23 protein-coding genes, 4 tRNA genes and 1 riboswitch are annotated in these 21255 nt (G+C 49.9%); of the genes, 15 read left to right on the top strand and 12 right to left on the bottom strand.

The features are described 5' to 3' along the window. The 3 genes from ACR0P9_RS00725 to ACR0P9_RS00715 form a co-directional block, all read left to right on the top strand. A partial coding sequence (locus tag ACR0P9_RS00725) for a sodium ion-translocating decarboxylase subunit beta (RefSeq protein ID WP_432616934.1) occupies positions 1–171 on the top strand: 171 nt, incomplete at its 5' end. Positions 172–298: 127 nt separating this feature from the next. Then, positions 299–841: a phosphodiesterase gene (gene yfcE, locus ACR0P9_RS00720; RefSeq protein ID WP_432616933.1), complete on the top strand. Its 543-nt coding sequence runs from the start codon at positions 299–301 to the stop codon at positions 839–841. A 19-nt stretch (positions 842–860) separates the two neighbouring features. Continuing rightward, the gene (locus ACR0P9_RS00715) at positions 861–2195 is read left to right on the top strand and encodes an acetyl-CoA hydrolase/transferase family protein (RefSeq protein ID WP_432616932.1); all 1335 of its coding nucleotides are present in this window, start codon (positions 861–863) and stop codon (positions 2193–2195) included. 34 nt (positions 2196–2229) lie between these two features. Here ACR0P9_RS00715 and ACR0P9_RS00710 read toward each other — a convergent pair whose 3' ends face one another. The 8 genes from ACR0P9_RS00710 to typA all read right to left on the bottom strand — a co-directional run bounded on the left by ACR0P9_RS00710 (position 2230) and on the right by typA (position 9790). Further along, positions 2230–3393 (bottom strand): glycoside hydrolase family 3 protein, encoded by a 1164-nt coding sequence (locus ACR0P9_RS00710; RefSeq protein WP_432616931.1) that lies wholly within the window; start codon positions 3391–3393, stop codon positions 2230–2232. Positions 3394–3459: 66 nt separating this feature from the next. Further along, complete coding sequence (locus tag ACR0P9_RS00705) at positions 3460–4695, bottom strand: ABC transporter permease subunit (protein WP_432616930.1); 1236 nt, start codon at positions 4693–4695, stop codon at positions 3460–3462. Positions 4696–4698: 3 nt separating this feature from the next. Beyond that, entirely contained in the window at positions 4699–5577 is an 879-nt protein-coding gene (locus tag ACR0P9_RS00700; RefSeq protein WP_432616929.1) for an ABC transporter ATP-binding protein, read from the bottom strand. Then, positions 5561–6304, bottom strand: coding sequence for a hypothetical protein (locus ACR0P9_RS00695; RefSeq protein ID WP_432616928.1), 744 nt, complete (start codon positions 6302–6304; stop codon positions 5561–5563). The genes ACR0P9_RS00700 and ACR0P9_RS00695 overlap by 17 nt, the downstream gene beginning before the upstream one ends. Further along, positions 6301–6825 (bottom strand): RNA polymerase sigma factor, encoded by a 525-nt coding sequence (locus ACR0P9_RS00690; RefSeq protein ID WP_432616927.1) that lies wholly within the window; start codon positions 6823–6825, stop codon positions 6301–6303. The genes ACR0P9_RS00695 and ACR0P9_RS00690 overlap by 4 nt, the downstream gene beginning before the upstream one ends. A 151-nt stretch (positions 6826–6976) precedes the next feature. Next, positions 6977–7453: a pyridoxamine 5'-phosphate oxidase family protein gene (locus ACR0P9_RS00685; RefSeq protein WP_432616926.1), complete on the bottom strand. Its 477-nt coding sequence runs from the start codon at positions 7451–7453 to the stop codon at positions 6977–6979. Positions 7454–7575: 122 nt separating this feature from the next. Further along, positions 7576–7953: a RidA family protein gene (locus tag ACR0P9_RS00680; protein ID WP_432616925.1), complete on the bottom strand. Its 378-nt coding sequence runs from the start codon at positions 7951–7953 to the stop codon at positions 7576–7578. A gap of 19 nt (positions 7954–7972) precedes the next feature. Continuing rightward, positions 7973–9790, bottom strand: a complete 1818-nt coding sequence (gene typA / locus ACR0P9_RS00675; protein WP_432616924.1) for a translational GTPase TypA — start codon at positions 9788–9790, stop codon at positions 7973–7975. 235 nt (positions 9791–10025) lie between these two features. On the opposite strand from typA, the gene ACR0P9_RS00670 reads away from it, so the two are divergent. The 9 genes from ACR0P9_RS00670 (at position 10026) to ACR0P9_RS00630 (ending at position 15754) form a co-directional block, all read left to right on the top strand. Further along, positions 10026–10099: transfer RNA gene (locus tag ACR0P9_RS00670), tRNA-Gln, on the top strand. Between the two features lie 3 nt (positions 10100–10102). Further along, positions 10103–10176: transfer RNA gene (locus tag ACR0P9_RS00665), tRNA-Gln, on the top strand. A gap of 3 nt (positions 10177–10179) precedes the next feature. Further along, positions 10180–10270 (top strand) — tRNA-Ser (locus ACR0P9_RS00660). Positions 10271–10507: 237 nt separating this feature from the next. Further along, positions 10508–11428, top strand: a complete 921-nt coding sequence (locus tag ACR0P9_RS00655; RefSeq protein WP_432616923.1) for a hypothetical protein — start codon at positions 10508–10510, stop codon at positions 11426–11428. Between the two features lie 138 nt (positions 11429–11566). Then, a tRNA-Ser gene (locus ACR0P9_RS00650) sits at positions 11567–11657 on the top strand. Between the two features lie 135 nt (positions 11658–11792). Beyond that, positions 11793–12683: a PHP domain-containing protein gene (locus ACR0P9_RS00645; RefSeq protein WP_432616922.1), complete on the top strand. Its 891-nt coding sequence runs from the start codon at positions 11793–11795 to the stop codon at positions 12681–12683. Between the two features lie 362 nt (positions 12684–13045). Beyond that, entirely contained in the window at positions 13046–14797 is a 1752-nt protein-coding gene (aspS, locus tag ACR0P9_RS00640) for an aspartate--tRNA ligase (protein WP_432616921.1), read from the top strand. A 98-nt stretch (positions 14798–14895) separates the two neighbouring features. Next, a complete protein-coding gene (locus ACR0P9_RS00635; RefSeq protein WP_432616920.1) occupies positions 14896–15084 on the top strand; it encodes an ArsR/SmtB family transcription factor in 189 nt (62 codons plus the stop codon). A gap of 16 nt (positions 15085–15100) precedes the next feature. After that, positions 15101–15754 (top strand): nitroreductase family protein, encoded by a 654-nt coding sequence (locus tag ACR0P9_RS00630; protein WP_432616919.1) that lies wholly within the window; start codon positions 15101–15103, stop codon positions 15752–15754. 73 nt (positions 15755–15827) lie between these two features. Here the strand turns inward: ACR0P9_RS00630 and dapB are convergent, their stop codons facing one another. The 4 genes from dapB to ACR0P9_RS00610 form a co-directional block, all read right to left on the bottom strand. Beyond that, on the bottom strand, positions 15828–16589 hold the full coding sequence (gene dapB, locus ACR0P9_RS00625; RefSeq protein WP_432616918.1) for a 4-hydroxy-tetrahydrodipicolinate reductase: 762 nt from the start codon (positions 16587–16589) through the stop codon (positions 15828–15830). A 13-nt stretch (positions 16590–16602) separates the two neighbouring features. Continuing rightward, entirely contained in the window at positions 16603–17496 is an 894-nt protein-coding gene (gene dapA / locus ACR0P9_RS00620; protein WP_418231566.1) for a 4-hydroxy-tetrahydrodipicolinate synthase, read from the bottom strand. A 52-nt stretch (positions 17497–17548) separates the two neighbouring features. After that, positions 17549–18628: an aspartate-semialdehyde dehydrogenase gene (asd, locus tag ACR0P9_RS00615; protein WP_432616917.1), complete on the bottom strand. Its 1080-nt coding sequence runs from the start codon at positions 18626–18628 to the stop codon at positions 17549–17551. Between the two features lie 154 nt (positions 18629–18782). Further along, positions 18783–18962: riboswitch (Lysine riboswitch) on the bottom strand. Positions 18963–19154: 192 nt separating this feature from the next. Beyond that, complete coding sequence (locus tag ACR0P9_RS00610; protein ID WP_432616916.1) at positions 19155–19505, bottom strand: helix-turn-helix domain-containing protein; 351 nt, start codon at positions 19503–19505, stop codon at positions 19155–19157. A 105-nt stretch (positions 19506–19610) separates the two neighbouring features. On the opposite strand from ACR0P9_RS00610, the gene ACR0P9_RS00605 reads away from it, so the two are divergent. The 3 genes from ACR0P9_RS00605 to ACR0P9_RS00595 form a co-directional block, all read left to right on the top strand. Next, the gene (locus ACR0P9_RS00605) at positions 19611–19832 is read left to right on the top strand and encodes a hypothetical protein (protein WP_432616915.1); all 222 of its coding nucleotides are present in this window, start codon (positions 19611–19613) and stop codon (positions 19830–19832) included. 395 nt (positions 19833–20227) lie between these two features. Next, positions 20228–20605 (top strand): hypothetical protein, encoded by a 378-nt coding sequence (locus ACR0P9_RS00600; protein ID WP_432616914.1) that lies wholly within the window; start codon positions 20228–20230, stop codon positions 20603–20605. Beyond that, the coding region (locus ACR0P9_RS00595) for an S-adenosylmethionine:tRNA ribosyltransferase-isomerase (protein ID WP_432616913.1) at positions 20602–21255 on the top strand (654 nt) is incomplete at its 3' end. The genes ACR0P9_RS00600 and ACR0P9_RS00595, both read left to right, overlap by 4 nt.

Raw genomic sequence — 21255 nt, 5'->3', positions numbered from 1 at the left:
GGTGTATCCGCTGTTCCGATGGCTGCTCGTGTCGCTCAGATTGAGGGTCAGAAGGAAAACCCGTCCAACTTCCTGCTCATGCACGCTATGGGCCCGAACGTTGCCGGTGTTATTGGCTCCGCTGCTGCTGCTGGCTTCTTCCTGAAGCTGGTTCCGATGCTGCTCGGCTAATTTCTTCATGATGACAATCCCCTTCCGAAATTCGGAAGGGGATTTTTCATGCACTGCTTTACTATTTCGACAAAATCCAGTACAATAAAGGACAAGAAAAGGATTATCAGACAGGAGTTTTGCTATTTTGAAGAAAGTATTGATTGCATCGGATATTCATGGTTCCTCGTATTACTGCGGCTGGCTGCTCGACCGCATCGAAGAGGAACAACCTGACCGTGTTGTTTTACTCGGCGATTTATTGTATCACGGTCCACGCAATGATTTACCCAAGGGCTATGAGCCGAAAGATGTCATCTCCATGCTCAACGGCATTCGAGAAAAGCTGCTGTGCGTGCGCGGCAACTGCGACACAGAAGTCGATCAAATGGTATTAGATTTCCCTATCTTGGCAGACTATGCCGTATTGATGTTGGGCGACCAGACGGTATACGTCACACATGGCCATCACTACAACGAACAGAACCCGCCTGCCCTGAGCAAAGGAGATGTGTTATTGTGCGGTCACACACACGTTCCCTGCCGCCATGAACACGAGACCTTTACGTATTTGAACCCCGGCTCGGTTTCTATCCCTAAGAACGCCTCTCGTCCAAGCTACATGCTCTGGGAAAACGGCGTATTCACTTGGCATGACTTGCTGACCGGGCAGAGCTATCTACCGGACTGACAGAAAGAAGGGCATTACTATGAACGTTTTGGAGGAGTATAAACGCAAGCTGCGCACACCGGAGGAAGCTGTACAAGTGGTCAAAAGCGGTGACTGGATTGATTATACCACCAGCTTGGGCAAGCCGGTTTTGCTCGACCGCGCGTTGGCTGCCCGCCGCGACGAATTAACTGATGTCAAAATCCGCGGCAATCTGGTATTTGGCCCCGTAGAAGTCGCAGAATGCGATCCCTCACAGGAACATTTCATTTATCATTCTTGGCATTGTTCCGCGTATGAGCGCAGTCTGTGCGACCGCGGCCTCTGCTATTATATCCCGATGGTGTTCCACCTCAATTCGGATTATTACAAGCATTTCTTGACTGTGAACGTCGCTATGGCGTGCGTCACGCCAATGGATCGGCATGGATACTTCAATCTGTCCACGTCTACCGGCGTATCCGGTCAGATTTTGCGCAAGGCAGATATTGTCATTCTCGAAGTTAACGAGAACCTGCCCAAGCTGTACGGCGGCTACGATGAGTGCATTCATATCTCTGACGTGGATTATGTCGTTGAAGGGCATCACGACCCATTTCCGGAATCTCCGGCACCCAAAATTACGGAGATTGACCGGCAAATCGCGGCAAATCTGATGCCGTATATGGTCGATGGCATGACACTTCAGCTGGGCATTGGCAGCCTGCCTCATGCGCTTGGCAATTTGATTGCCGAATCCGACCTTAAAGACTTAGGTATGCACACAGAGCTATGTTCTGACGCCTATTTGCAGCTGTACAAGGCAGGCAAGCTCACCAACAAGCACAAGACCATCAACCGCGGCAAGGGCGTTCTCGGCGTTGCCATCGGCTCGCATGAGCTGTATGACTGGATTGATGAAAACCCAAGCGTCGCCGTTTATCCGCTGTCTTATGTTAACAATCCGGAAGTCATTGGACGCATTGATAACATGGTTTCCATCAACAGCTGTCTGGAAGTCGATTTGTATGGTCAGGTATCCTCTGAAAGTGCCGGTACACGGCAAATCAGCGGCACAGGCGGACAGCTGGACTTTTTGACCGGCGCCTCTGCTTCCCGCGGCGGCAAAGCATTTATCTGCATGAGTTCTACATTTACAGACAAGTATGGTATGGAGCAATCGCGTATTGTTCCGCGCTTTGGCGGCGATATTATCACCTCTCCTCGCTCACAGGTCTATTATCTTGCCACAGAATACGGTGTCGTCAATCTCATTGGCAAATCCACTTGGGAACGAGCGGAATCCATTATTTCTCTCGCGCATCCAATGTTCCGCGACCAATTGATTCGCGCCGCACAGGCGCAGCATATTTGGAGACGCTCCAACAAACGATAACACAAAACCCCGACAATTTGTCGGGGTTTTCGCTTTACATATTGACTTTTACTTTGACAATGCGTGTGACCGCGGTATTAATCTGCTGTTCTGTCAATTCGCCGTTTTTCACAGCGTCCAGCACGCCCTGATAAGCTTCTTGGAAGTTTTCCGGCATGAGTACAATATCTGCGCCCGCCTGCAAGGCTTTCACTGCCGCCTGTGCCGAAGTATACTGTTCTGTCACGGCACCCATATTCATGGCATCTGTGACGACAATACCGTCATAGCCCATCTGCTCGCGCAAAACATCGGTAATCATGGTTTTGGAAAGCGAGGTAGGCGTGTCATCGTTTGTGATACTGGGCACGGAAATATGTGCCGCCATGATGAACTCTGCGCCGTTTTTAATCGCATGGTCAAACGGAACCAATTCACTCTGTTTGAGTTCATCCAGCGTCTTATTGGTGTATGCATAGCCCTTATGGGTGTCACCTTCCGTGGCACCGTGTCCCGGAAAATGCTTGTACACACTGTGTACTTGATGTTGTGCTAGTCCCTGAGCAACCGCCAAAGACATGTCGGATACCACTTGCGGGTCACTGCCAAACGACCGTTTTTTCACAACGGTATTTTCCGGATTGGTCAGCACATCGGCATCCGGCGCAAAATCGAGATTGAATCCCAAATCAGACAGATAGGTGCCAATGGTATCGCCCGCCTGCTTGGCTTGATCTACGTCACCTGACGCGCCAATATCCGCCATATTGCCGACATTTGTCACATCAAATCGGCCGCTTCCCGCTACGCGGGCAACGGTGCCGCCTTCTTCATCAATACTGAGAAATGCCGGCAAACCGGTTCTGTCCTTGCTGTATTTCTGGACACTGCTAAGCATCTCCTGTACTTGCTGTTTCGACTGCAAATTATCTCTGAAATAGACAAAGCCGCCAACCGGTGTTTTGTCCATTGCCTGTTTGGTGGCATCTCCTGCCGCCGTCACTGTGCCAATGTCTACAATCGCCTCCGGTTGTACAATAAACAACTGGGCAACCTTGTCTTCCAGCGACATGGAATCGACAATCTGCTGGACTTTATCTACCTTGTCTGATGTATTCTGCGTGCTGTCCGTATCTGTATTTGTCTTTCCGCAGCCAACACAGCTCAACGCAAGCGCTGCACCGAGCAATACCGAAAGGAATCGAATTCTCTTTTTCAATTGCGTTCTCCCCTTTTATCATGATACATTCATTATAAAAGATTCCGGATCGATTTGCAACGCAGGTTATCTGGCAATGTGCTTTTGATAACACCGTACCGTTAACAGCAAAAACAGCGGGATCGCCGCAAGCTCACACACCAGCATGACATGTGCCGGCCAAATGCTGATCGTCTTTCCAAGATGCAGAAATTCAAAATTAAAGATCGTATAGGTGTAGCTATTGTTCATGCCAATGCCGCCAGCCGGCAAAATGCGGGCAATCCACGCCGTCAAATTGTTGCCGTTAAACATGTACAGCAAAGACGGCACAATCAGAAACACCAATGAAATGCCCAAGGATTTGACGTTTGAGCTGCTGGCGCTAGACACAAACAGGGTAAAGCTGCTGACAGCAAGCAGCGTCACAAATCCCATCGCCGTAATAGCATTTTGTGCATCTCCAACGGTACCGGAAAACAGTACTGCCGCAGACTGGATAATCTGCAGCGAGGTCTTTCTGCACTCCCAGCCAAACAAAGAATTGGAAAGAACGGTAAAAATCGTCATGCATACGGCAAATACAACAGCAAAAATCAGCAGCGCCGCCGCGATTTTTGTCACCGCCAGTCTCTTGCGGCCATGTTTTGTGCAGCGCAAAATATCATCCGCTCCGGTCTGATACTCCGCAGAAAAGACTGGCGCGGCAATCAGTGTGCACAAAAATACCAACAGAAAAAGATATATTCCGATATACTCCATCGCATCCGTTGTATATCCCGGATAGTAAAAAAACGGCTGCGGCACTTTGCTGTACATCTGTTTTGCCTTTTCCTGTGCCGCCGGATGGCCATGCTGTTCCAGATTCATCAAGTCGCCAATGTGCGTCTTGCACTGCGTATAAAAGTTCTCGGCGTCCTGCTTTGTCAGCTGTGTGACCTCCGGCGCGAGTCCCTGTTTATCGGCATTGACTTCAACCAGCCGCCTAACCAACGGAGATTCCGGAAAAATTTCGGTATAATAGACATCTATCGGAAACTCGTCACTGTTGATGTCTCCATACTGTTTGATCGTTTCTTGGTATTGCGCAAGAGCTTTTTGCATTTTTTTGGTCGTCACCTCGCCACTGTACGGCGCAGACTGCTTTTTCACCTCCTGCACTGCCTGCAAACCGGTGATTTCCGAATCTTTCGATGGATACAGGGTGACATATGACACCGGCAGCCATGCCATCACGAGCGACAGCACCACTGCCAACGCCAAGATACATGTTGTCGCGCGTGAAGTGAGAATACGTTTGAGTTCCAATTGTAACAATCGCATAAGTTACCCCTCTCTTTCCGTGTACGGGAACAGCCACAAGTACAAATCTTCCAGGCGCGGTTCTATATGTTTGGACTGCGGGACTTCCGGTTTTTCTGCCAAATAGCGCATGGCAATGCTTCCGTCCTCTTCATTGCGCAGGCTGACAACGCGTAGCCGATGCTCCCACCGCGGCAATTCCTCCGGCCGGATGTGAGCGCTCCAAACTTTCCCCGCTATCTGCTGCACCAGTTGTTCCGTCGTTCCGCGCGCAATAATAGCGCCGTCTTTCATAACTGCATTTTGCGTTGCAATGTACTCGACATCCGACACAATATGCGTCGAGATCAGCACAATGCGGTCATGTGCAAATTCGGACAGCAAATTGCGAAACCGCACGCGCTCTCCTGGATCCAGTCCGCTGGTCGGCTCATCTAAAAACAGCACTTTCGGCTCATTGAGCAGCGCCTGTGCAATGCCGACGCGGCGTTTCATGCCGCCGGACAGCTTGACAATCTTCTTGTTTTGCACATCGGACAGTGTCAGCAATTCCAGTAGATCGCAGATGCGCTTTTTTGTGTCCGCTCTCGTCAGACCTTTGAGGGCCGCCATGTATTCCAGATAATTTTTTACCGTGAATTCCGGATAAAATCCGAATTCCTGCGGCAGATAGCCAAACACGTCGCGCCACGCTGCGCCCAATGTCCCGATCTCTACGCCGTCATAATAAATTTCGCCTTTGGTCGGCTGCAAAATGCCTGCGACCATGCGCATCAGCGTCGTCTTGCCTGCGCCATTTGCGCCCAACAAGCCCCATACGCCGGATGTCAGCGTCAAACTGACATCATCGACCGCTCGTTTGTCTTTAAATTGCTTGGTCATATGGTCAATACGCAATTCCATACACCGTTCCTCCTTTTTTTACCAATTTCCAAAGTTGTATACCACTGATTACTAGTAACGCGGCAAACACACCCACATATCCTACGTGAAATTCGACTGCAAGCCGACTGCGATGCCAACAAAGCAAAAACACCAGTACGGCGCTCGTCCACACTCCTATATACAGCGGCAGTTTTTTCCACACGGCATGTGACAGCAGCAGCAGATCACCACACATCGTGAGCAGAGCAGGAAACAGCACATACAGGACAATGCATCCCAAGCTCAGCCATGTATAGCGCGCTGTACATACAATTGCAATGCTCAGCGTCACTGCCACGCCGATTCCTGCAAAGAGCAAGCGTGCGAGCATCTGCTGGGCGCCGGAATAATAACTCGGCGATTCCACTTCTATCATTTGATACCGAACGGTTCGGTACAGCATCGGCAGCACAGCGGTTACCGCCGCAACGCCGCAGCCCATGGGCAATAGATACGGATAGGCAGACAGCGCGCCGCTATACATACAGCTGAGCCATACTGCCAACACAAGAATCTGCCACAGCCACATAGAAACACCGGAAAACTGCGCCTGTGCTACTAAGAATGAAAGCCACGTTCGATGCTCGCGCGGCGGATGTGCCGCCGCCATGTTTTGTGCTGCCAGCACAGTTCGTTGTACTTGTTTTGGATCCGGTTGTTCGCGTGTCCGAAGCGCTTCGGACAGCTTTTTTTCAAAGTCGTTCATTGCCATCCTCCTTCCGACAATTTAGATTTGAGTGTTTTGAGCGCCGCCCGCAGACGGGACTGCACGGTTCGCAGCGGCAAACCGGTCACTTGTGCGATCTCTCGCAGCTTGAGCTGCTGCGCATAGCGCAATACGATTAGCTCTCGCTGTTCTTCCGGCAGCTGTGCCGTCAAACGCAAAAAATCTGCATCCTGTTCCGCCTGCTGGTAGCCATGTTCCTGTGTCGTCAGATCTTCCGGCAGTGAAATTTCTGTATTCCAGTGACCGCGGTACATGTCCGTGCAGACATTGGAAGCAATGCGATAGAGATAGGCTCGGAATTTTCCTCTGTGTGTGTATCTGTCCCAATACCGCAGCAGCTTCAAAAAGGTCTCGTGCACGGCATCTTCTGCACGTTGTTCGTCCGGTGTATGCCAGCGGCAATAGCGCAGAAGTTCTGGATAGTACATCTGGATCAGTTGTTCCATTGCCGATGCATCTCCATCTGTGATTCGTTTTATCAATTGATCTTCACGCGTCAAAATATACCTCCCGAAGGCGTCCCTTCACTTACTATAACGGGTGCCGCGCATAAAATGATTGACCCAAAGCAAAAAAATCCGGCCATCAGTGAAAAGTTCACAGACAGCCGGAACGTTTGCGGTAGTATCTCCTTTACATGAAATCACGTACTTAGCTTTCATTCACCAGTTTTCCCGTCATATGTTCTACATGCAGTGCCAAAAGCTGCACACGCGCAATGGCTTTTTCCATCTCTGCGTCAACTTCTTCTTCGGTCGGATAATATTTCATTGCCAGCTTACGGACTTTTTCGCTCGTCTGCGCCGTATCTTCAATCAGCTCTGCTCTGCCAAAGACAATGACACTGGTCACATTCCACACCCAGTCATTTTCTTTCTGAAAACCGGTATTCCATGTGGTAAAGCACACTTTGTCACAGGCTTTGATCGCATCAATCTTATGACCGACCTTGGCACAGTGAAAATAAATCGTCTGTTCCTCTTCCTCATAGTAGAAATCCAGCGGAACGGCATACGGATACCCCTCATCTCCAATGACCGACAGCACACCTCGTTTTTCTGTCTTGAGAATCTCCGCACACGTTTCCTCTGAGACTGCCTGTTTATATCTTCTCATTTCTCGAAACATATCATTTTCCTCCCTTCTCTCAATGGTTTTATTATAAAAGATTCCAGATACGATTGCAATGCATAAAAAAATCCGGCCATCCGTGAAAGATTCACAGACAGCCGGAAATCGTATGCTTTGATTTACTTCACGCAGATGGTCTCTACTTCGAGCTTTGCGCCCTTCGGCAGGCCAGCAACAGCAAAGCAGGAACGAGCCGGAGCTTCATTCGGGAAATACTTTGCATATACAGCATTAAATGCAGCGAAATCATTCAGATCAGCCAAGAAGCAGGTCGTCTTAACAACGTTTGCAAACGTCAGACCAGAAGCCTCCAGCAGTGCGCCGATGTTCTTCATAACCTGTTCGGTCTGTTCCTCAATGGTCTTGCCCTCTACCTCGCCGGTAGCCGGATTGATCGGAATCTGACCAGAGGTGAATACATAGCCATCAGTCTCAATCGCCTGAGAATACGGGCCGATTGCAGCCGGTGCGTTAGAAGTCGAAATTACGTTCTTCATCACAGAACACTCCTTTTCTTTACTTACCCTTCAGCTTCTTCAGACGCTCGGTATTCGACAGAATTGCCTTGCGCATACGAATGCTTTCCGGTGTTACTTCAATCATCTCATCGTCGCCGATGAACTCCATTGCTTCCTCAATGGACATCTTGCGCGGCGGAACCAGACGCAGTGCATCATCTGCACCAGCAGAACGCATGTTGGTCAGCTGCTTCTTCTTGCAGACATTGACAGCCATGTCTTCGTTCTTCGGAGAAGAACCGATAATCATGCCTTCGTATACTTCTGTGCCCGGTCCAATGAACAGCTGTCCACGCTCCTGTGCGTTGAACAGACCGTAAGCAACAGCGGTGCCGGTCTCAAACGCAATCAGAGAGCCGGTAGAACGCTTGGAAATCTCGCCCTTGTACGGCATATAATCATAGAATACCGAGCTGAGAATGCCTTCGCCCTTGGTATCGGTCAGGAATTCGGTCTTGTAGCCGAACAGACCACGAGCCGGAACCAAGAATTCAATGCGCATACGGTCGCCCTGCGGTGCCATGTGCTGCAGCTCACCCTTACGGGAGCCCATCTTTTCCATAACTGCGCCGACAGCGTCTGCCGGAACGTCTGCTACCATGCGCTCAATCGGCTCGTACTTCTTGCCGTCGATGGTCTTAAACAGAGCACGCGGTGCGCCTACCTGGAATTCATAGCCCTCACGACGCAGGGTCTCAATCAGAATGGACAGATGCATCTCGCCGCGGCCTGCTACGCGGAAGGTATCGGTGTTGTCGGTCTCATGTACGCGCAGGGATACGTCCTTGAGCAGCTCACGATGCAGACGCTCACGCAACTGACGAGAGGTGACAAACTTGCCCTCGCGGCCTGCAAACGGAGAATTGTTGACAGAGAAATACATTTCTACAGTTGGTTCCGAAATCTTAACGAACGGCAGTGGCTTCGGATTTTCCGGATCGCACAGTGTATCGCCAATCGTGACATTTTCAATACCGGATACACAAACAATATCGCCAGCAGAGATCTCTTCTACCGGTGTATGACCCAAGCTGTCAATGGTATACATCGATACAGCCTTTGCCTTGTACGGCTTATCATGATGGTTATAGTTGCAGACCATCAGATCCTGACCGACATGCATGGTACCGCGCTCTACACGACCGATGGCAATACGGCCAACGTAATCACTATAATCAATAGAAGATACCAGCATCTGCAGCGGGCCTTCGGTATCTACGTGCGGTGCCGGAATATGCTCCAGAATGGTCTCGAACAGCGGGGTCAGATCCTCACCCGGAGTGTTCGGAGACAGGCTTGCCGTACCATCACGGCCAGAGCAGTACAGAATCGGGCTATCCAGCTGCTCGTCCGAAGCGTCCAGTGTCAGCAGCAGTTCCAGAACCTCATCACCGACATCTGCCAGACGAGCGTCCGGACGGTCAATCTTATTGACAACAATAATGATCTTATGACCAAACTCCAGTGCCTTCTCCAGCACGAAACGGGTCTGCGGCATCGGGCCTTCAAATGCATCGACCAGCAGGATAACGCCGTCTACCATCTTCAGGATACGCTCGACCTCGCCGGAGAAGTCAGCATGACCCGGGGTGTCTACAATATTGATCTTCGTATCTTTATAATGTACGGAAGTATTCTTTGCCAGAATCGTAATGCCGCGCTCACGTTCCAGATCGTTGCTGTCCATGACACGGTCTTCCACTACCTGATTGGCACGGAAGGCACCGCCCTGCTTCAGCATCTGGTCAACCAGCGTTGTCTTGCCGTGGTCAACGTGCGCGATAATTGCGATGTTTCTTAAATCATTTCTTACCATGAGTTCCTCCAAAGTAACGTCGAAACAGATTCATACATAGATTTTTTGCCTTTATTTTGTATCGTGATTTATTATACCCTGTCTTTTATGCTTTTTCCATCCTCAGGTTCATCAAAATTTCTCTTTTTTTGTGCAAATTTTTCATAAATTTTTTTAGATTTTTCCTTGACATTCTACCCCAACATGAGTATAATAATACTCGTTGGTTCGCAAGAAACGACAAAACAAAAAACATTGCCGAATTGTGTAAGGGTAGCACGACAGACTCTGACTCTGTTTGTGAGGGTTCGAATCCTTCTTCGGCAACCATATTGCCGAATTGTGTAAGGGTAGCACGACAGACTCTGACTCTGTTTGTGAGGGTTCGAATCCTTCTTCGGCAACCATATGGAGAGTTGGCTGAGTGGTCGAAGGCGCACGACTGGAAATCGTGTAACGGTGATGAGCCGTTCTAGGGTTCAAATCCCTAACTCTCCGCCATAAAAAAGACTTGAAGTTCGCTTCAAGTCTTTTTTGTTTTCCTTCCCTTTCTGCGTTTAAAGTTGTAAAAACATTGCAATTGCTCGATTTTCGCATGGTTCTCATGAATTTTTCGTGAATTTCTTTTGTTTTTTCCATTTTTCTCTTGACATCTCCTGCACTTTCTAATAAAATAAATCACAATTTGATTACAAAACCATTTCATGTTTGTAATCTTTATTTTGAAAGGAGATCTTTATGACAACGGATTTATCTAAAAAATTGATCCGAACTGTTTCTTCCGTCTGTATTTTGGGCACGCTTACCGCCGCTGTTGCGTTTGCAGCTGGCGAATCGCCTATTTCTATAGATAAAAGTTTGTTTTCACAGGCTGCTATTTTTCCGTCCAAGCTGGATGAAATTTACGCAAGCCAGACAAGCACCAATCCGTCTGCCCCTTCTCTGACCGAGCAGACCGGCGCAGACGCCGAAGCAGTTTCCGCTGCTGACGCCTCTGTATCCACAGATGTCGCCGCACCAGCGGCAAAGTCCGCCGCTTCTGCACAGGCAGATGACACACCAGCAGAATCTGCACCACCGGTTTCCACACCGATTTACGATTTGCAGACCAATCATCCGGACATTGCGTACACAACCAAGGATGGTCGTCCGGCAGGCGCAACCATTTATACTTCCGGCTGCTGCCCAGTTAGCGTTGCCAACATCCTGCGCAACCTGTGCGGTATCACGGATGCCACCTCGGAAAATATGTGTGCACTGGCAACAGAATCCGGCGCTCGCTATGACGGCGGCACAGATCCGCTCAAGATGCTGGACGCTGCTGCTGCCAAGTGGGGCGGTTTCACCTATCAGTATTCCACCTCGATGGACGAATTACAGCAGTGTCTCTCGGAAGGCGGCATGGCACTCGCACACACAGGCGGTGCTACTGGCGGCGCAACCGGACTGTTCGCAGATAACGGCCACTTCGTCGCTCTGGTATCCGGTGATGCTTCGACAATCACCGCTGTCGATCCGTATTGGACGGAAAATAAGTGGACTGGCAACGAAATCCGCAAGACTAACGCCGTAGAAACAGATGTACACGGCGTTGTTCAGGTACAGACCAATGCAGTTGGCAACGCTTGCGACTATTTTTATCTGATTCGCAAGGCATAATCCTTCAGACAGCAGCGAAATTGCTGCTGTCTTTTTCTTTTCATTTTTTTGCAATTTTTTCAAAAAAATGCTTGACTTTTCTGTATACACGCGGTATAATAATTTTCGTCGCTGAGAGGCAGACAACAAAATAGTGATGGAGAGTTGGCTGAGTGGTCGAAGGCGCACGACTGGAAATCGTGTAACGGTGATGAGCCGTTCTAGGGTTCAAATCCCTAACTCTCCGCCATAAAAGCACAAAAACTTTGGTTTTTGTGCTTTTTCTTTTTCCCTCAAAACTGTCTCTATACATTGCTTTTTGTTTGTGTTATACTAACTAGACAACGTAAAGATACAATATATAATAGAAAGGCAGGCAGTGATTTTGGCTCGTGCAGACCTGCATATTCATACGATATATTCTGACGGTTCCGATTCGACGGAACAACTGCTCACAAACATTCGCAACAATCAAATCACGTATTTCTCTGTAACCGATCACGACACCATTGACGGTGTACTGCATCTCCAATCTTTAGACTTGACTGGGTTACACTTCTTTCCCGGTGTGGAATTTTCCTGCTTTACCGCGTATAAAAAGTGTCATATTCTCGGCTATTGTTATGACGCTGGCTGTCCGGCATTTCAAGACGTCTTAATTGAAGGCCATGCCAAGCGAATGCAAAAGCTCCAGCTTCGTCTGGACTATTTAAAAGAGAAATTCGGCATTATTTTTTCCAAACAAACGCAGGATTCCTTTCATCAAATGACCAGTGTGGGAAAACCACATCTCGCCAAAGCCTTGATTGCTCTGGGATACGGCACGACCATCCAAGAGGTTATGGACAAGTATTTGACCCTGCATACGCCGAATGACAAAGTAGAAGCCGCAAAAGCCATCGCGGCGATTCGCACCGCAGGCGGAACCGCTGTCTGGGCGCATCCGCTTGGCGGCGAGGGGGAACGACACCTGACACCGGAAGAATTTACGAAACAGTTAGATGTCTTGCTGCAATGCGGCTTACAGGGCTTAGAATGCTATTATTCCCGCTACAATCAGGAAGAAATCAACTTTTTATTGCAGCAAGCCCGCAAGCATCATCTGTTCATCAGCGGCGGCAGCGACTATCATGGCGTAAACAAAACGATTTCTCTCTGTGAGCTAAACAATTTTGGTGCGCCGGTTGACAGTTCTCAACTCAGTCTGCTCACCTACTTGCAGCACACAGCCTCATCAAAATCCCCAAATCAAAATCACACGTCCTGTGCTTTTTGATACGGTATTCGGGTTGACATCCGCCGGGTTATACCATATAATAATGAGGAATATTGGCGATGACGAAGAAAAGTAACGCTCTTTATCGCTTCCAGTGAGTGGAGGACAGTGCGAACTCCATAGAATTGAATGAGCGCGAAGAACACTTTATCAGCCGCAATCTGAACCTTCGGGAATTCTTCCGATCAGTAGGTGCGCCGACCTGCCGTGCGACAAACGGCTCTCTTGAGTGACCGGCTTTTCCGGTAAATCAGGTGGTACCGCGGACAGATCCTCTGTTCGTCCTGAACCAATTGTTTGGGACGAGCAGTTTTTTTATGCTTATTTCCCGAAAAATCTATTTTATGAAAGGAGTTCAAACCATGAACACATCCAATGTTTATCGCAACAAGACAATGAATGCGATCACGGAAGCTGATGTTGGCTCTACCCTGCGCATTGCAGGCTGGGTAGAAAACATCCGCGACCACGGCGGTGTATCGTTCATCGACCTGCGCGACATGTACGGCACCATGCAGGTTGTTATGCGCGACACTTCCCTGCTCAAGGGCATCAACAAGGAGGACTGCATCTCCGTAGAAGGCCCGATTCAGCACCGCGACGAGGAAACCTACAATCCGAAAATCCCGACCGGCACCATCGAGCTGGAGGCACATACTGTTACCATGCTGGGCAAGGTACACCGTCAGCTGCCGTTTGAAATTCAGACCTCGAAGGAAATCCGTGAGGATGTTCGTCTGAAGTATCGTTACCTCGACCTGCGCAACAAGAAGGTCAAGGACAACATTGTATTCCGTTCTCAGGTCATTTCGTTCCTGCGTCAGAAGATGACAGATATGGGCTTCTTGGAAATCCAGACCCCGATTCTGTGTGCTTCTTCTCCGGAAGGTGCTCGTGACTACGTTGTTCCGTCCCGTAAGTTCAAGGGCAAGTTCTATGCGCTGCCGCAGGCTCCACAGCAGTACAAGCAGCTGCTGATGGTATCCGGCTTCGACAAGTATTTCCAGATTGCTCCGTGCTTCCGCGATGAGGATGCTCGTGCCGATCGTTCTCCTGGCGAGTTCTATCAGCTGGATTTCGAGATGAGCTTTGCGACACAGGAAGACGTATTCCGTGCAGGCGAAGAGGTTCTGACCGCTACGTTCGAGAAGTTCGCGCCGGAAGGTGCTGCTGTTACCGCTGCTCCGTATCCGGTTATCAGCTACAAGCAGGCTATGCTGGAATTCGGCACGGACAAGCCGGATCTGCGCAACCCGCTGCGCATTATCGACCTGTCCGAGTTCTTCTCTCGCTGCACCTTCAAGCCGTTTATCGGCAAGACCGTTCGTGCCATCAAGGTTCATGCGAACATGTCCAAGGGCTTCCATGAGAAGCTGCTGAAGTACGCACAGTCCATCGGCATGGGCGGTCTGGGCTACTTGCAGGTAAAGGACGACATGTCCTACAAGGGCCCGATCGACAAATTTATTCCGGACGACATGAAGTCTGAGATCGCAGAGCTGGCTGGTCTGGAAGCTGGCGACACCATCTTCTTTATCGCAGACCGCGAGAGCAAGGCTGCAAACTATGCCGGCCAGCTGCGCAATGAGCTGGGCGCTCGTCTGGATCTGATTGAAAAGAATGCATATCGCTTCTGCTTCGTCAACGATTTCCCGATGTTCGAGTTTGACGAGGAAGAAAAGAAGATTATCTTCACCCATAACCCGTTCTCCATGCCGCAGGGCGGCCTGGAAGCACTGAACACCAAGGATCCGACCGAGATTCTGGCATATCAGTACGATATTGTCTGCAACGGTGTTGAGCTGTCCTCCGGTGCTGTTCGTAACCACGATTTGGAAATCATGGTTAAGGCATTTGAGATTGCCGGTTACACCGAGGAAGATCTCAAGGAGAAGTTCGGTGCTCTGTACAACGCCTTCCAGTTTGGTGCACCTCCGCACGCAGGCATGGCACCGGGCGTTGACCGCATGATTATGCTGCTGCGCAACGAGGAGAACATCCGCGAGGTTATCGCATTCCCGATGAACGGCAACGCACAGGATCTGATGTGCGGCGCTCCGGGCGAGATCACCGAGCATCAGCTGCGTGAAGTTCATATCAAGATTCGCGACTGATTGGTATCTCAAGCACGTTAAATCTATCCCCTGTTTTTCTGTTTTGGAAAAGCAGGGGATTTTTTATTCGTCTCGATTTGCTTTACGAATGCACTTTTTTGCGTCCGGCAGTATCTCATCATCTGCAAATCATGAAGGATGCCGGCATTATCAATATGCGGAAAGAAGGAACAAAAAATTACTACTATTTTGACAGTGAAATGGCGTCGTTTCAGCGCTTGATTGCTGTTCTCCAGCTTGCTGTTGAGACAGCACAAAGCCTGCCCGCCAAACCGACAGAAGAATAACGCAGGAGGATATACCATGAACATGTTAGAAGCCATGCAGACACGACACAGTGTCCGCCAATACACAGACCAAGCCATCGAACCGGAGAAACGGCAAATGCTGGAACAGCTAATCCAAGACATCAATGGAGAAGCGGGTTTACACATCCAGATCTTTTTCGATGAGCCTGACTGCTTCAACTCGATGTTGGCGCACTACGGCAAATTTTCCAACGTGAAAAACTACATTTGCCTTGTGGGCAAGCAATCGGATGCGTTAGAAGAAACGCTCGGTTATTACGGTGAAAAAATTGTCTTACAGGCACAAATGATGGGACTGCGCACCTGCTGGGTCGCTATGACACACGGAAAAAGCAAAGCAGACATTCGTAAGAACGAAAAACAGGTGTGCCTGCTCTCTTTGGGCTATGGCGAAACCGATGGCGTTGCCCACCAAAACAAGCCGTTAGAGCGCGTGTGCAAAAACAGCGAAAACGCACCGGAATGGTTCCTGAACGGCGTCAATGCCGCTCTTCTCGCGCCAACTGCAATGAATCAGCAAAAATTCTGCTTTACTTGGCAGGACGACGGCACCGTCAAGCTGTCCCGCGGCATGGGATTTTACTCCAAGACTGACTTGGGCATCGTCAAGTATCATTTTGAGCTTGGCTCCGGACGAAAGCTGCCGTAATCTTTTTTCAGACATACAAAAAGTCCTTCCTACCGCGCACATGGCACGGTAAGAAGGACTTTCTTTTGTATTTTTACTTTGCAGCAATGACATCCGACATGTCATACATGCCCGGCTGCTTCTGTGTGCCGAGGAATGCAGCTGCATCCACTGCACCGACTGCAAATACTTCACGGGACAGTGCCACGTGACGAATTTCAATCAGCTCATCACGGCCGGCAAACAGTACTTCGTGCTCGCCAACAATGGTGCCGCCGCGTACCGAATGAATACCAATTTCATTCTGCGGACGCTTCATGCGGCGCTCATGACGGTCATAGACATACTCTGCGTCATACGGCAGTGCTTCACTGACTGCATCAGCCAGCATCAAAGCGGTGCCGGACGGAGCATCCAGCTTCTGGTTGTGATGCTTCTCTGTGATTTCCACATCATAGCCGTCACCCAGAACGGTTGCTGCCTTACGCAGCAAATCCATCATCAGATTGATGCCGATGGACATATTGCCGGAACGGAATACCGGAATTGTCGCAGAAGCCTCACGAATCTTTGCCAGCTGTTCCTTGTCATAGCCGGTTGTGCAGAAGATAACCGGCGTCTTGGTCTTGACGCAGTAATCCAGCAGCATATCCAGCGAGGATACATTGGAAAAATCAATGATGACATCGCAGGCGCCGGTGAACTCATGCGGGTCTGCATAGACCGGATAATCTGCCAGCTTCTGTGTATAGGCATCAAAACCTGCCACGATCTGCATGTTTTCTTTCTTGGAGACAATATCAGTAATGACCTTGCCCATGCGGCCATTGCAGCCGCAAAGTCCGATTTTCAACATCCTTTTTATCTCCTTACTTTACCGGTGCATAGCCTGCTTCGGTCATTGCCTTGCGCAGGATCTCTGTATGCTCTGCACTCATGTCGCACAGCGGCATACGCAGCTCGCCGACATCCCAGCCCAGCATACGGACTGCCATCTTGACCGGAATCGGGTTAACCTCTACGAACAGAGCGTTAATCAGATCCAGATACTTAATCTGCATCTCGCGTGCTTCTGCATACTTGCCATCCAGGCACAGCTGTGCAATGTTGTGTGCAACATCCGGAGCAACATTTGCCAGAACGGAAATGACACCCTTGCCGCCCATAGCCATAAGCGGAACGATCATATCATCGTTGCCGGACCAGAAGTTCAGGTTGTCACCGCACAGGCGCATTGCCTCTGCCAGCAGAGAGAAATCGCCGGATGCTTCCTTCGCACCATTGATGTTCGGATGCTTAGACAGTTCAAAATAGGTCTCCGGCTTAATGGTCATACCAGTACGGCTCGGTACATTGTAAACAACGATCGGAGTCGGGGTTGCATCAGCCAGCGCATAGAAATGCTTAATCAGACCCTGCTGGGTGGTCTTGTTGTAGTACGGGGTAACGGTCAGCAGACCATCTGCGCCTGCCTGCGAGGCAAACTTGCCCAGCTCAATGGCATATCTTGTGTCATTGGAACCGGTACCTGCGATAACCGGAACACGGCCATTGACATGGTCGATACAGAACTGAATGGCTTCCTTGTGCTCCTTGTCGGTCAAGGTCGAGCCTTCACCCGTCGTGCCGCAGATGGTAATGGAATCAATACCACGAGCGATCTGGTCATCAATGAAGCGGCGGAATTCCGGATAATTGACACCGGTCTCCGTCATAGGAGTCACAATAGCAACGTTAGCGCCGGTAAAAATCGGCTTCTTCATAGGTTTTCCCTCCAATCAAACCATATATCTCTGTCTCAGAATCAGAGACGACTTAGTCCATGTAGCCCTCAGCACACAGCAGCTCTGCCAGTTCAACAGCGCCGCCAGCGGCACCGCGCAGAGTGTTATGAGACAGGCTGACAAAACGATAATCAAAGATCACGTCATCGCGCAGACGGCCGATAGAAACAGCCATGCCGCCCTCCAGATTGCGATCCAGACGAGCCTGCGGACGGTCGTCCTCTTCAAAGTAGTGCAGGAACTGCTTCGGTGCGCTCGGCAGGTTCAGCTCCTGTGCACGGCCGCTGTAGTTGGCCCAAGCTTCCAGAATCTGCTCCTTGGTCGGCTTGTTCTTGAACTTCACGAAAGCAGCAGCGGTGTGGCCATCGCTTACCGGTACGCGCAGGCACTGTGCGGAGATAACCGGCTCGGAAGCCGCTACGATCTCATCGCCCTGAACAGAACCCCAAACCTTCATCGGCTCCTTCTCGGACTTCTCTTCCTCGCCGCCGATGTACGGAATCACATTGTCAACCATCTCCGGCCAGGTCTCAAAGGTCTTGCCAGCACCGGAAATTGCCTGATAGGTGCAAACAGCAACCTTCTCGATACCGAACTGCTGAAGAGCGGTCAGTGCCGGAACATAGGACTGGATCGAGCAGTTAGACTTAACAGCGATGAAGCCGCGCTTGGTGCCCAGACGCTTGCGCTGCGCCGGAATGATCTTGACATGCTCAGCGTTAACTTCCGGAATAATCATCGGAACGTCCTTAGTGAAGCGGTGTGCGCTGTTGTTGGATACCACCGGGCACTCCAGCTTTGCGTACTTCTCTTCGAGAGCACGGATAACGTCCTTCTTCATGTTTACTGCACAGAAAGTGAAGTCAACCTTGGAAGCAAACTCCTCCGCGTCGTTCTCTGCGTCGTACAGAACCATGTCCTTTACGCTCTCCGGCATCGGGGTGGTCATCTTCCAGCGGCCTTCTACAGCCTCTGCGTAGGTCTTACCCTTGTTGCGGCCGCTTGCTGCCATAGCCGTAATGGTGAACCACGGGTGATTTGCGAGCAGGGTCACAAAGCGCTGACCAACCATGCCGGTTGCGCCGATAATGCCGACTTTGTAATTCTTCATCGTTGTTATTTCCTCCTGAAAAGCAATTGCTCAAAATGACATATACCAATCAAAGCACAAGCTGTCCCCGATATTGTCCTGTTTGCAATAAAAAATCGGTCGGTGAACAACCGGCCGATGATGCGAAATGGCTCACTGCCTTGCAGCAGCGCAAAGTAGCGATAGCGCATCACGGGCGAACCGGTGACAGCCGGACAGATGTTCTCGTGCCCGTCCAGACAGATACCCGCGAATCTGGCATCCTCTTCGGCGGCCTTCCCCTTTCCAGCCCTTTCACAGAAGGATTCGCCTTCTCTTGAACCATACTTATGTCGGCCGCGCCTCAATCGTACTAGACAATTTATGCTTTTTTCATTTTAGCACGGGACAATTTGCTTTGTCAAGGCGATTCGATGAGGAAAGCGCACAAAACGACAGGATTTTCCTGCCATTCTTTCGTGCGATTTTGTTTTTTCCACATGAACAAGTGTCTTTCTCCTAACATCAGCCCGCAAATTGCCGCCATGCCGCAAAAGTGGCATGTGCATTATTCTCTATTCTCGTTCGCAAGCTCCAGCGCGGACAGCAATTGGGAAATGCCGCGTTCCACCAGAACGCCCTGATCGACCGGAAGCTCGCGCAGCTGCCGCAGCAGGAGATTCCCCTCTTCCGATGCATTCCCGCCGAGCAGCAAATAATCTGCGGATACGCCTAAAATCTCGCAGGTCTTTTTGAGTGCTGTCAAGGAGATGCCAACCGCCCCGCGCTCAATATTCGATACGTGTTGTACACCTACATCTATTAATTCAGCAAATTGTTCCTGCGTATACCCTGCACGCTCACGAGATAGCTGTATTCTGTGTCCTACTTCTATATTGATTTCTTTTTTCTTCTGCATAAGCTCCGCCTCCTAGGCTTAGTTTATACAAAAACAAACTTGACAAACATTATCAATCGCACGTATACTATGTGTATTACACGTATATAAGAGAGGGTGCATACCGTGACATTAGAACGCAATAGTGACGATTACTATATTTTTGACAAGCTCGCAGATAAAATACATTGCGCACAATTTTATCTTTGTTCTTCTGATTTAGCCAATACCTTTGCAAGCGCTGATCTCGCGGATATAGCATACACACTTGCAGATGTGATGCGCTATAAATACGGCGCAGAGGATCCCAATGTAAAGTATTTGATTGAACACTATCATCTGGTATAGTAAAAACAGGGCTTTTGCCCTCACGCACAATCTAAACTTGTCTCTCCCTCCGGGAGAGATGTCGCGAAGCGACAGAGAGGGCTTGTACCAGTTACAAATCCTCTCAGATTTACCGGATACGAACCTGTTAGATTTCTGCCCTCTCAGTCATTTGCTATGCAAATTCCAGCTCTCCCGGAGGGAGAGCCAAGAAGGCTCCATCTTTGAGGGAGCTGGATTCGCCGCAGGCGTAGACTGAGGGAGCAGCCGATTTTCCCCGACGAATTAGAGTGACTCTAATGCAGATTTGCTCACGTGCTACTCCTTCCGTCACGGCTGACGCCGCGCCACCTTCCTCAAGGAGGAAGGCTTTTGCTCTTACGCACAATCTAAACTTGTCTCCCCCTCTGGGAGAGATGTCGCGCAGCGACAGAGAGGGCGTGGGACATTTTCCCCTCTCAGTTATTTCTACCAACAAAAACAAACAGAAAAGAGCAGATGCATACACATCTGCTCTCAGTTCCGGCGGGAATTGGTGGGGTGACATTTCCCTCATCTCCAAACAACTGCAAAATGCAGCGGGTGGCGGCTGCCCGTTCCGCCCTCAAATCCCTTCTAATATATATTTTCATCCTATCATGACAAAACTTGCGTGTCAATTCTTTTTGTACGCTATTACTCTTGATTTTCCGTTTGGTATCCGCTATGATATTATCCGTATCATTCCGGGCAGGAGAAACCTGCTGAACGGGGATAAGGAGGCTGGTGCGCTGTATTCGCGCCGAAAATTATGAAAACAAGTGATTTTTATTACGATCTGCCAGAGCGGTTGATTGCACAGACACCGCTCGACAAGCGAGATTCCTCTCGTATGCTGGCACTGAACAAGGACACTGGTGCCATTGAACACCGTCATTTCTACAATCTGCCAGAGTATTTACGCGCTGGCGATACGCTAGTACTCAACAACTCCCGCGTCATTCCGGCACGTCTGCTGGGCGTCCGCGAAGACACCGGTTATCCGATTGAACTGGTTCTGCTGACGGATAAAGGCGATGGCGTATGGGAATGTTTGACCCGTCCGGGCAAGAAATGCCGTGTCGGCGCAAAGCTGAGCTTTGGCGAAGGCAAGTTGACCGCTACTGTTGAGGACATTCTGCCGGATGGCGGCAATCGTCTGATTCGTTTCCATTACGAAGGCATTTTCTTGGAAATTCTGGAAGAGTTGGGCATGATGCCGCTTCCGCCGTATATTAAGGAAAAGCTGGAAGATCCGGAACGCTATCAGACTGTCTACAGCAAAACCCCGGGTTCTGCCGCTGCACCGACTGCCGGTCTGCACTTTACGCCGGAACTGCTCCAACAAATTAAGGATATGGGCGTAAATATCGCTTATGTTACCTTGCATGTCGGTCTGGGCACCTTCCGTCCGGTAAAGGTCGAG

The sequence above is a fragment of the Butyricicoccus sp. genome (assembly GCF_050872565.1).
Taxonomy (GTDB): Bacteria; Bacillota; Clostridia; order Oscillospirales; family Butyricicoccaceae; genus Butyricicoccus_A.
Note: the sequence above shows the minus strand (reverse complement) of the source record. Positions and strands in the feature narration are given on the sequence as shown.

What these genes read in the sequence shown, in the direction of transcription:
- ACR0P9_RS00715 (WP_432616932.1), top strand. Translation starts at nt 861, where the DNA reads ATGAACGTTTTGGAGGAGTATAAACGCAAGCTGCGCACACCGGAGGAA.
- ACR0P9_RS00705 (WP_432616930.1), bottom strand. Translation starts at nt 4,695, where the DNA reads ATGCGATTGTTACAATTGGAACTCAAACGTATTCTCACTTCACGCGCG.
- ACR0P9_RS00700 (WP_432616929.1), bottom strand. Translation starts at nt 5,577, where the DNA reads ATGGAATTGCGTATTGACCATATGACCAAGCAATTTAAAGACAAACGA.
- ACR0P9_RS00695 (WP_432616928.1), bottom strand. Translation starts at nt 6,304, where the DNA reads ATGAACGACTTTGAAAAAAAGCTGTCCGAAGCGCTTCGGACACGCGAA.
- ACR0P9_RS00685 (WP_432616926.1), bottom strand. Translation starts at nt 7,453, where the DNA reads ATGTTTCGAGAAATGAGAAGATATAAACAGGCAGTCTCAGAGGAAACG.
- ACR0P9_RS00680 (WP_432616925.1), bottom strand. Translation starts at nt 7,953, where the DNA reads ATGAAGAACGTAATTTCGACTTCTAACGCACCGGCTGCAATCGGCCCG.
- typA (WP_432616924.1), bottom strand. Translation starts at nt 9,790, where the DNA reads ATGGTAAGAAATGATTTAAGAAACATCGCAATTATCGCGCACGTTGAC.
- ACR0P9_RS00655 (WP_432616923.1), top strand. Translation starts at nt 10,508, where the DNA reads ATGACAACGGATTTATCTAAAAAATTGATCCGAACTGTTTCTTCCGTC.
- aspS (WP_432616921.1), top strand. Translation starts at nt 13,046, where the DNA reads ATGAACACATCCAATGTTTATCGCAACAAGACAATGAATGCGATCACG.
- ACR0P9_RS00630 (WP_432616919.1), top strand. Translation starts at nt 15,101, where the DNA reads ATGAACATGTTAGAAGCCATGCAGACACGACACAGTGTCCGCCAATAC.
- dapB (WP_432616918.1), bottom strand. Translation starts at nt 16,589, where the DNA reads ATGTTGAAAATCGGACTTTGCGGCTGCAATGGCCGCATGGGCAAGGTC.
- dapA (WP_418231566.1), bottom strand. Translation starts at nt 17,496, where the DNA reads ATGAAGAAGCCGATTTTTACCGGCGCTAACGTTGCTATTGTGACTCCT.
- asd (WP_432616917.1), bottom strand. Translation starts at nt 18,628, where the DNA reads ATGAAGAATTACAAAGTCGGCATTATCGGCGCAACCGGCATGGTTGGT.
- ACR0P9_RS00610 (WP_432616916.1), bottom strand. Translation starts at nt 19,505, where the DNA reads ATGCAGAAGAAAAAAGAAATCAATATAGAAGTAGGACACAGAATACAG.
- ACR0P9_RS00600 (WP_432616914.1), top strand. Translation starts at nt 20,228, where the DNA reads ATGTCGCGCAGCGACAGAGAGGGCGTGGGACATTTTCCCCTCTCAGTT.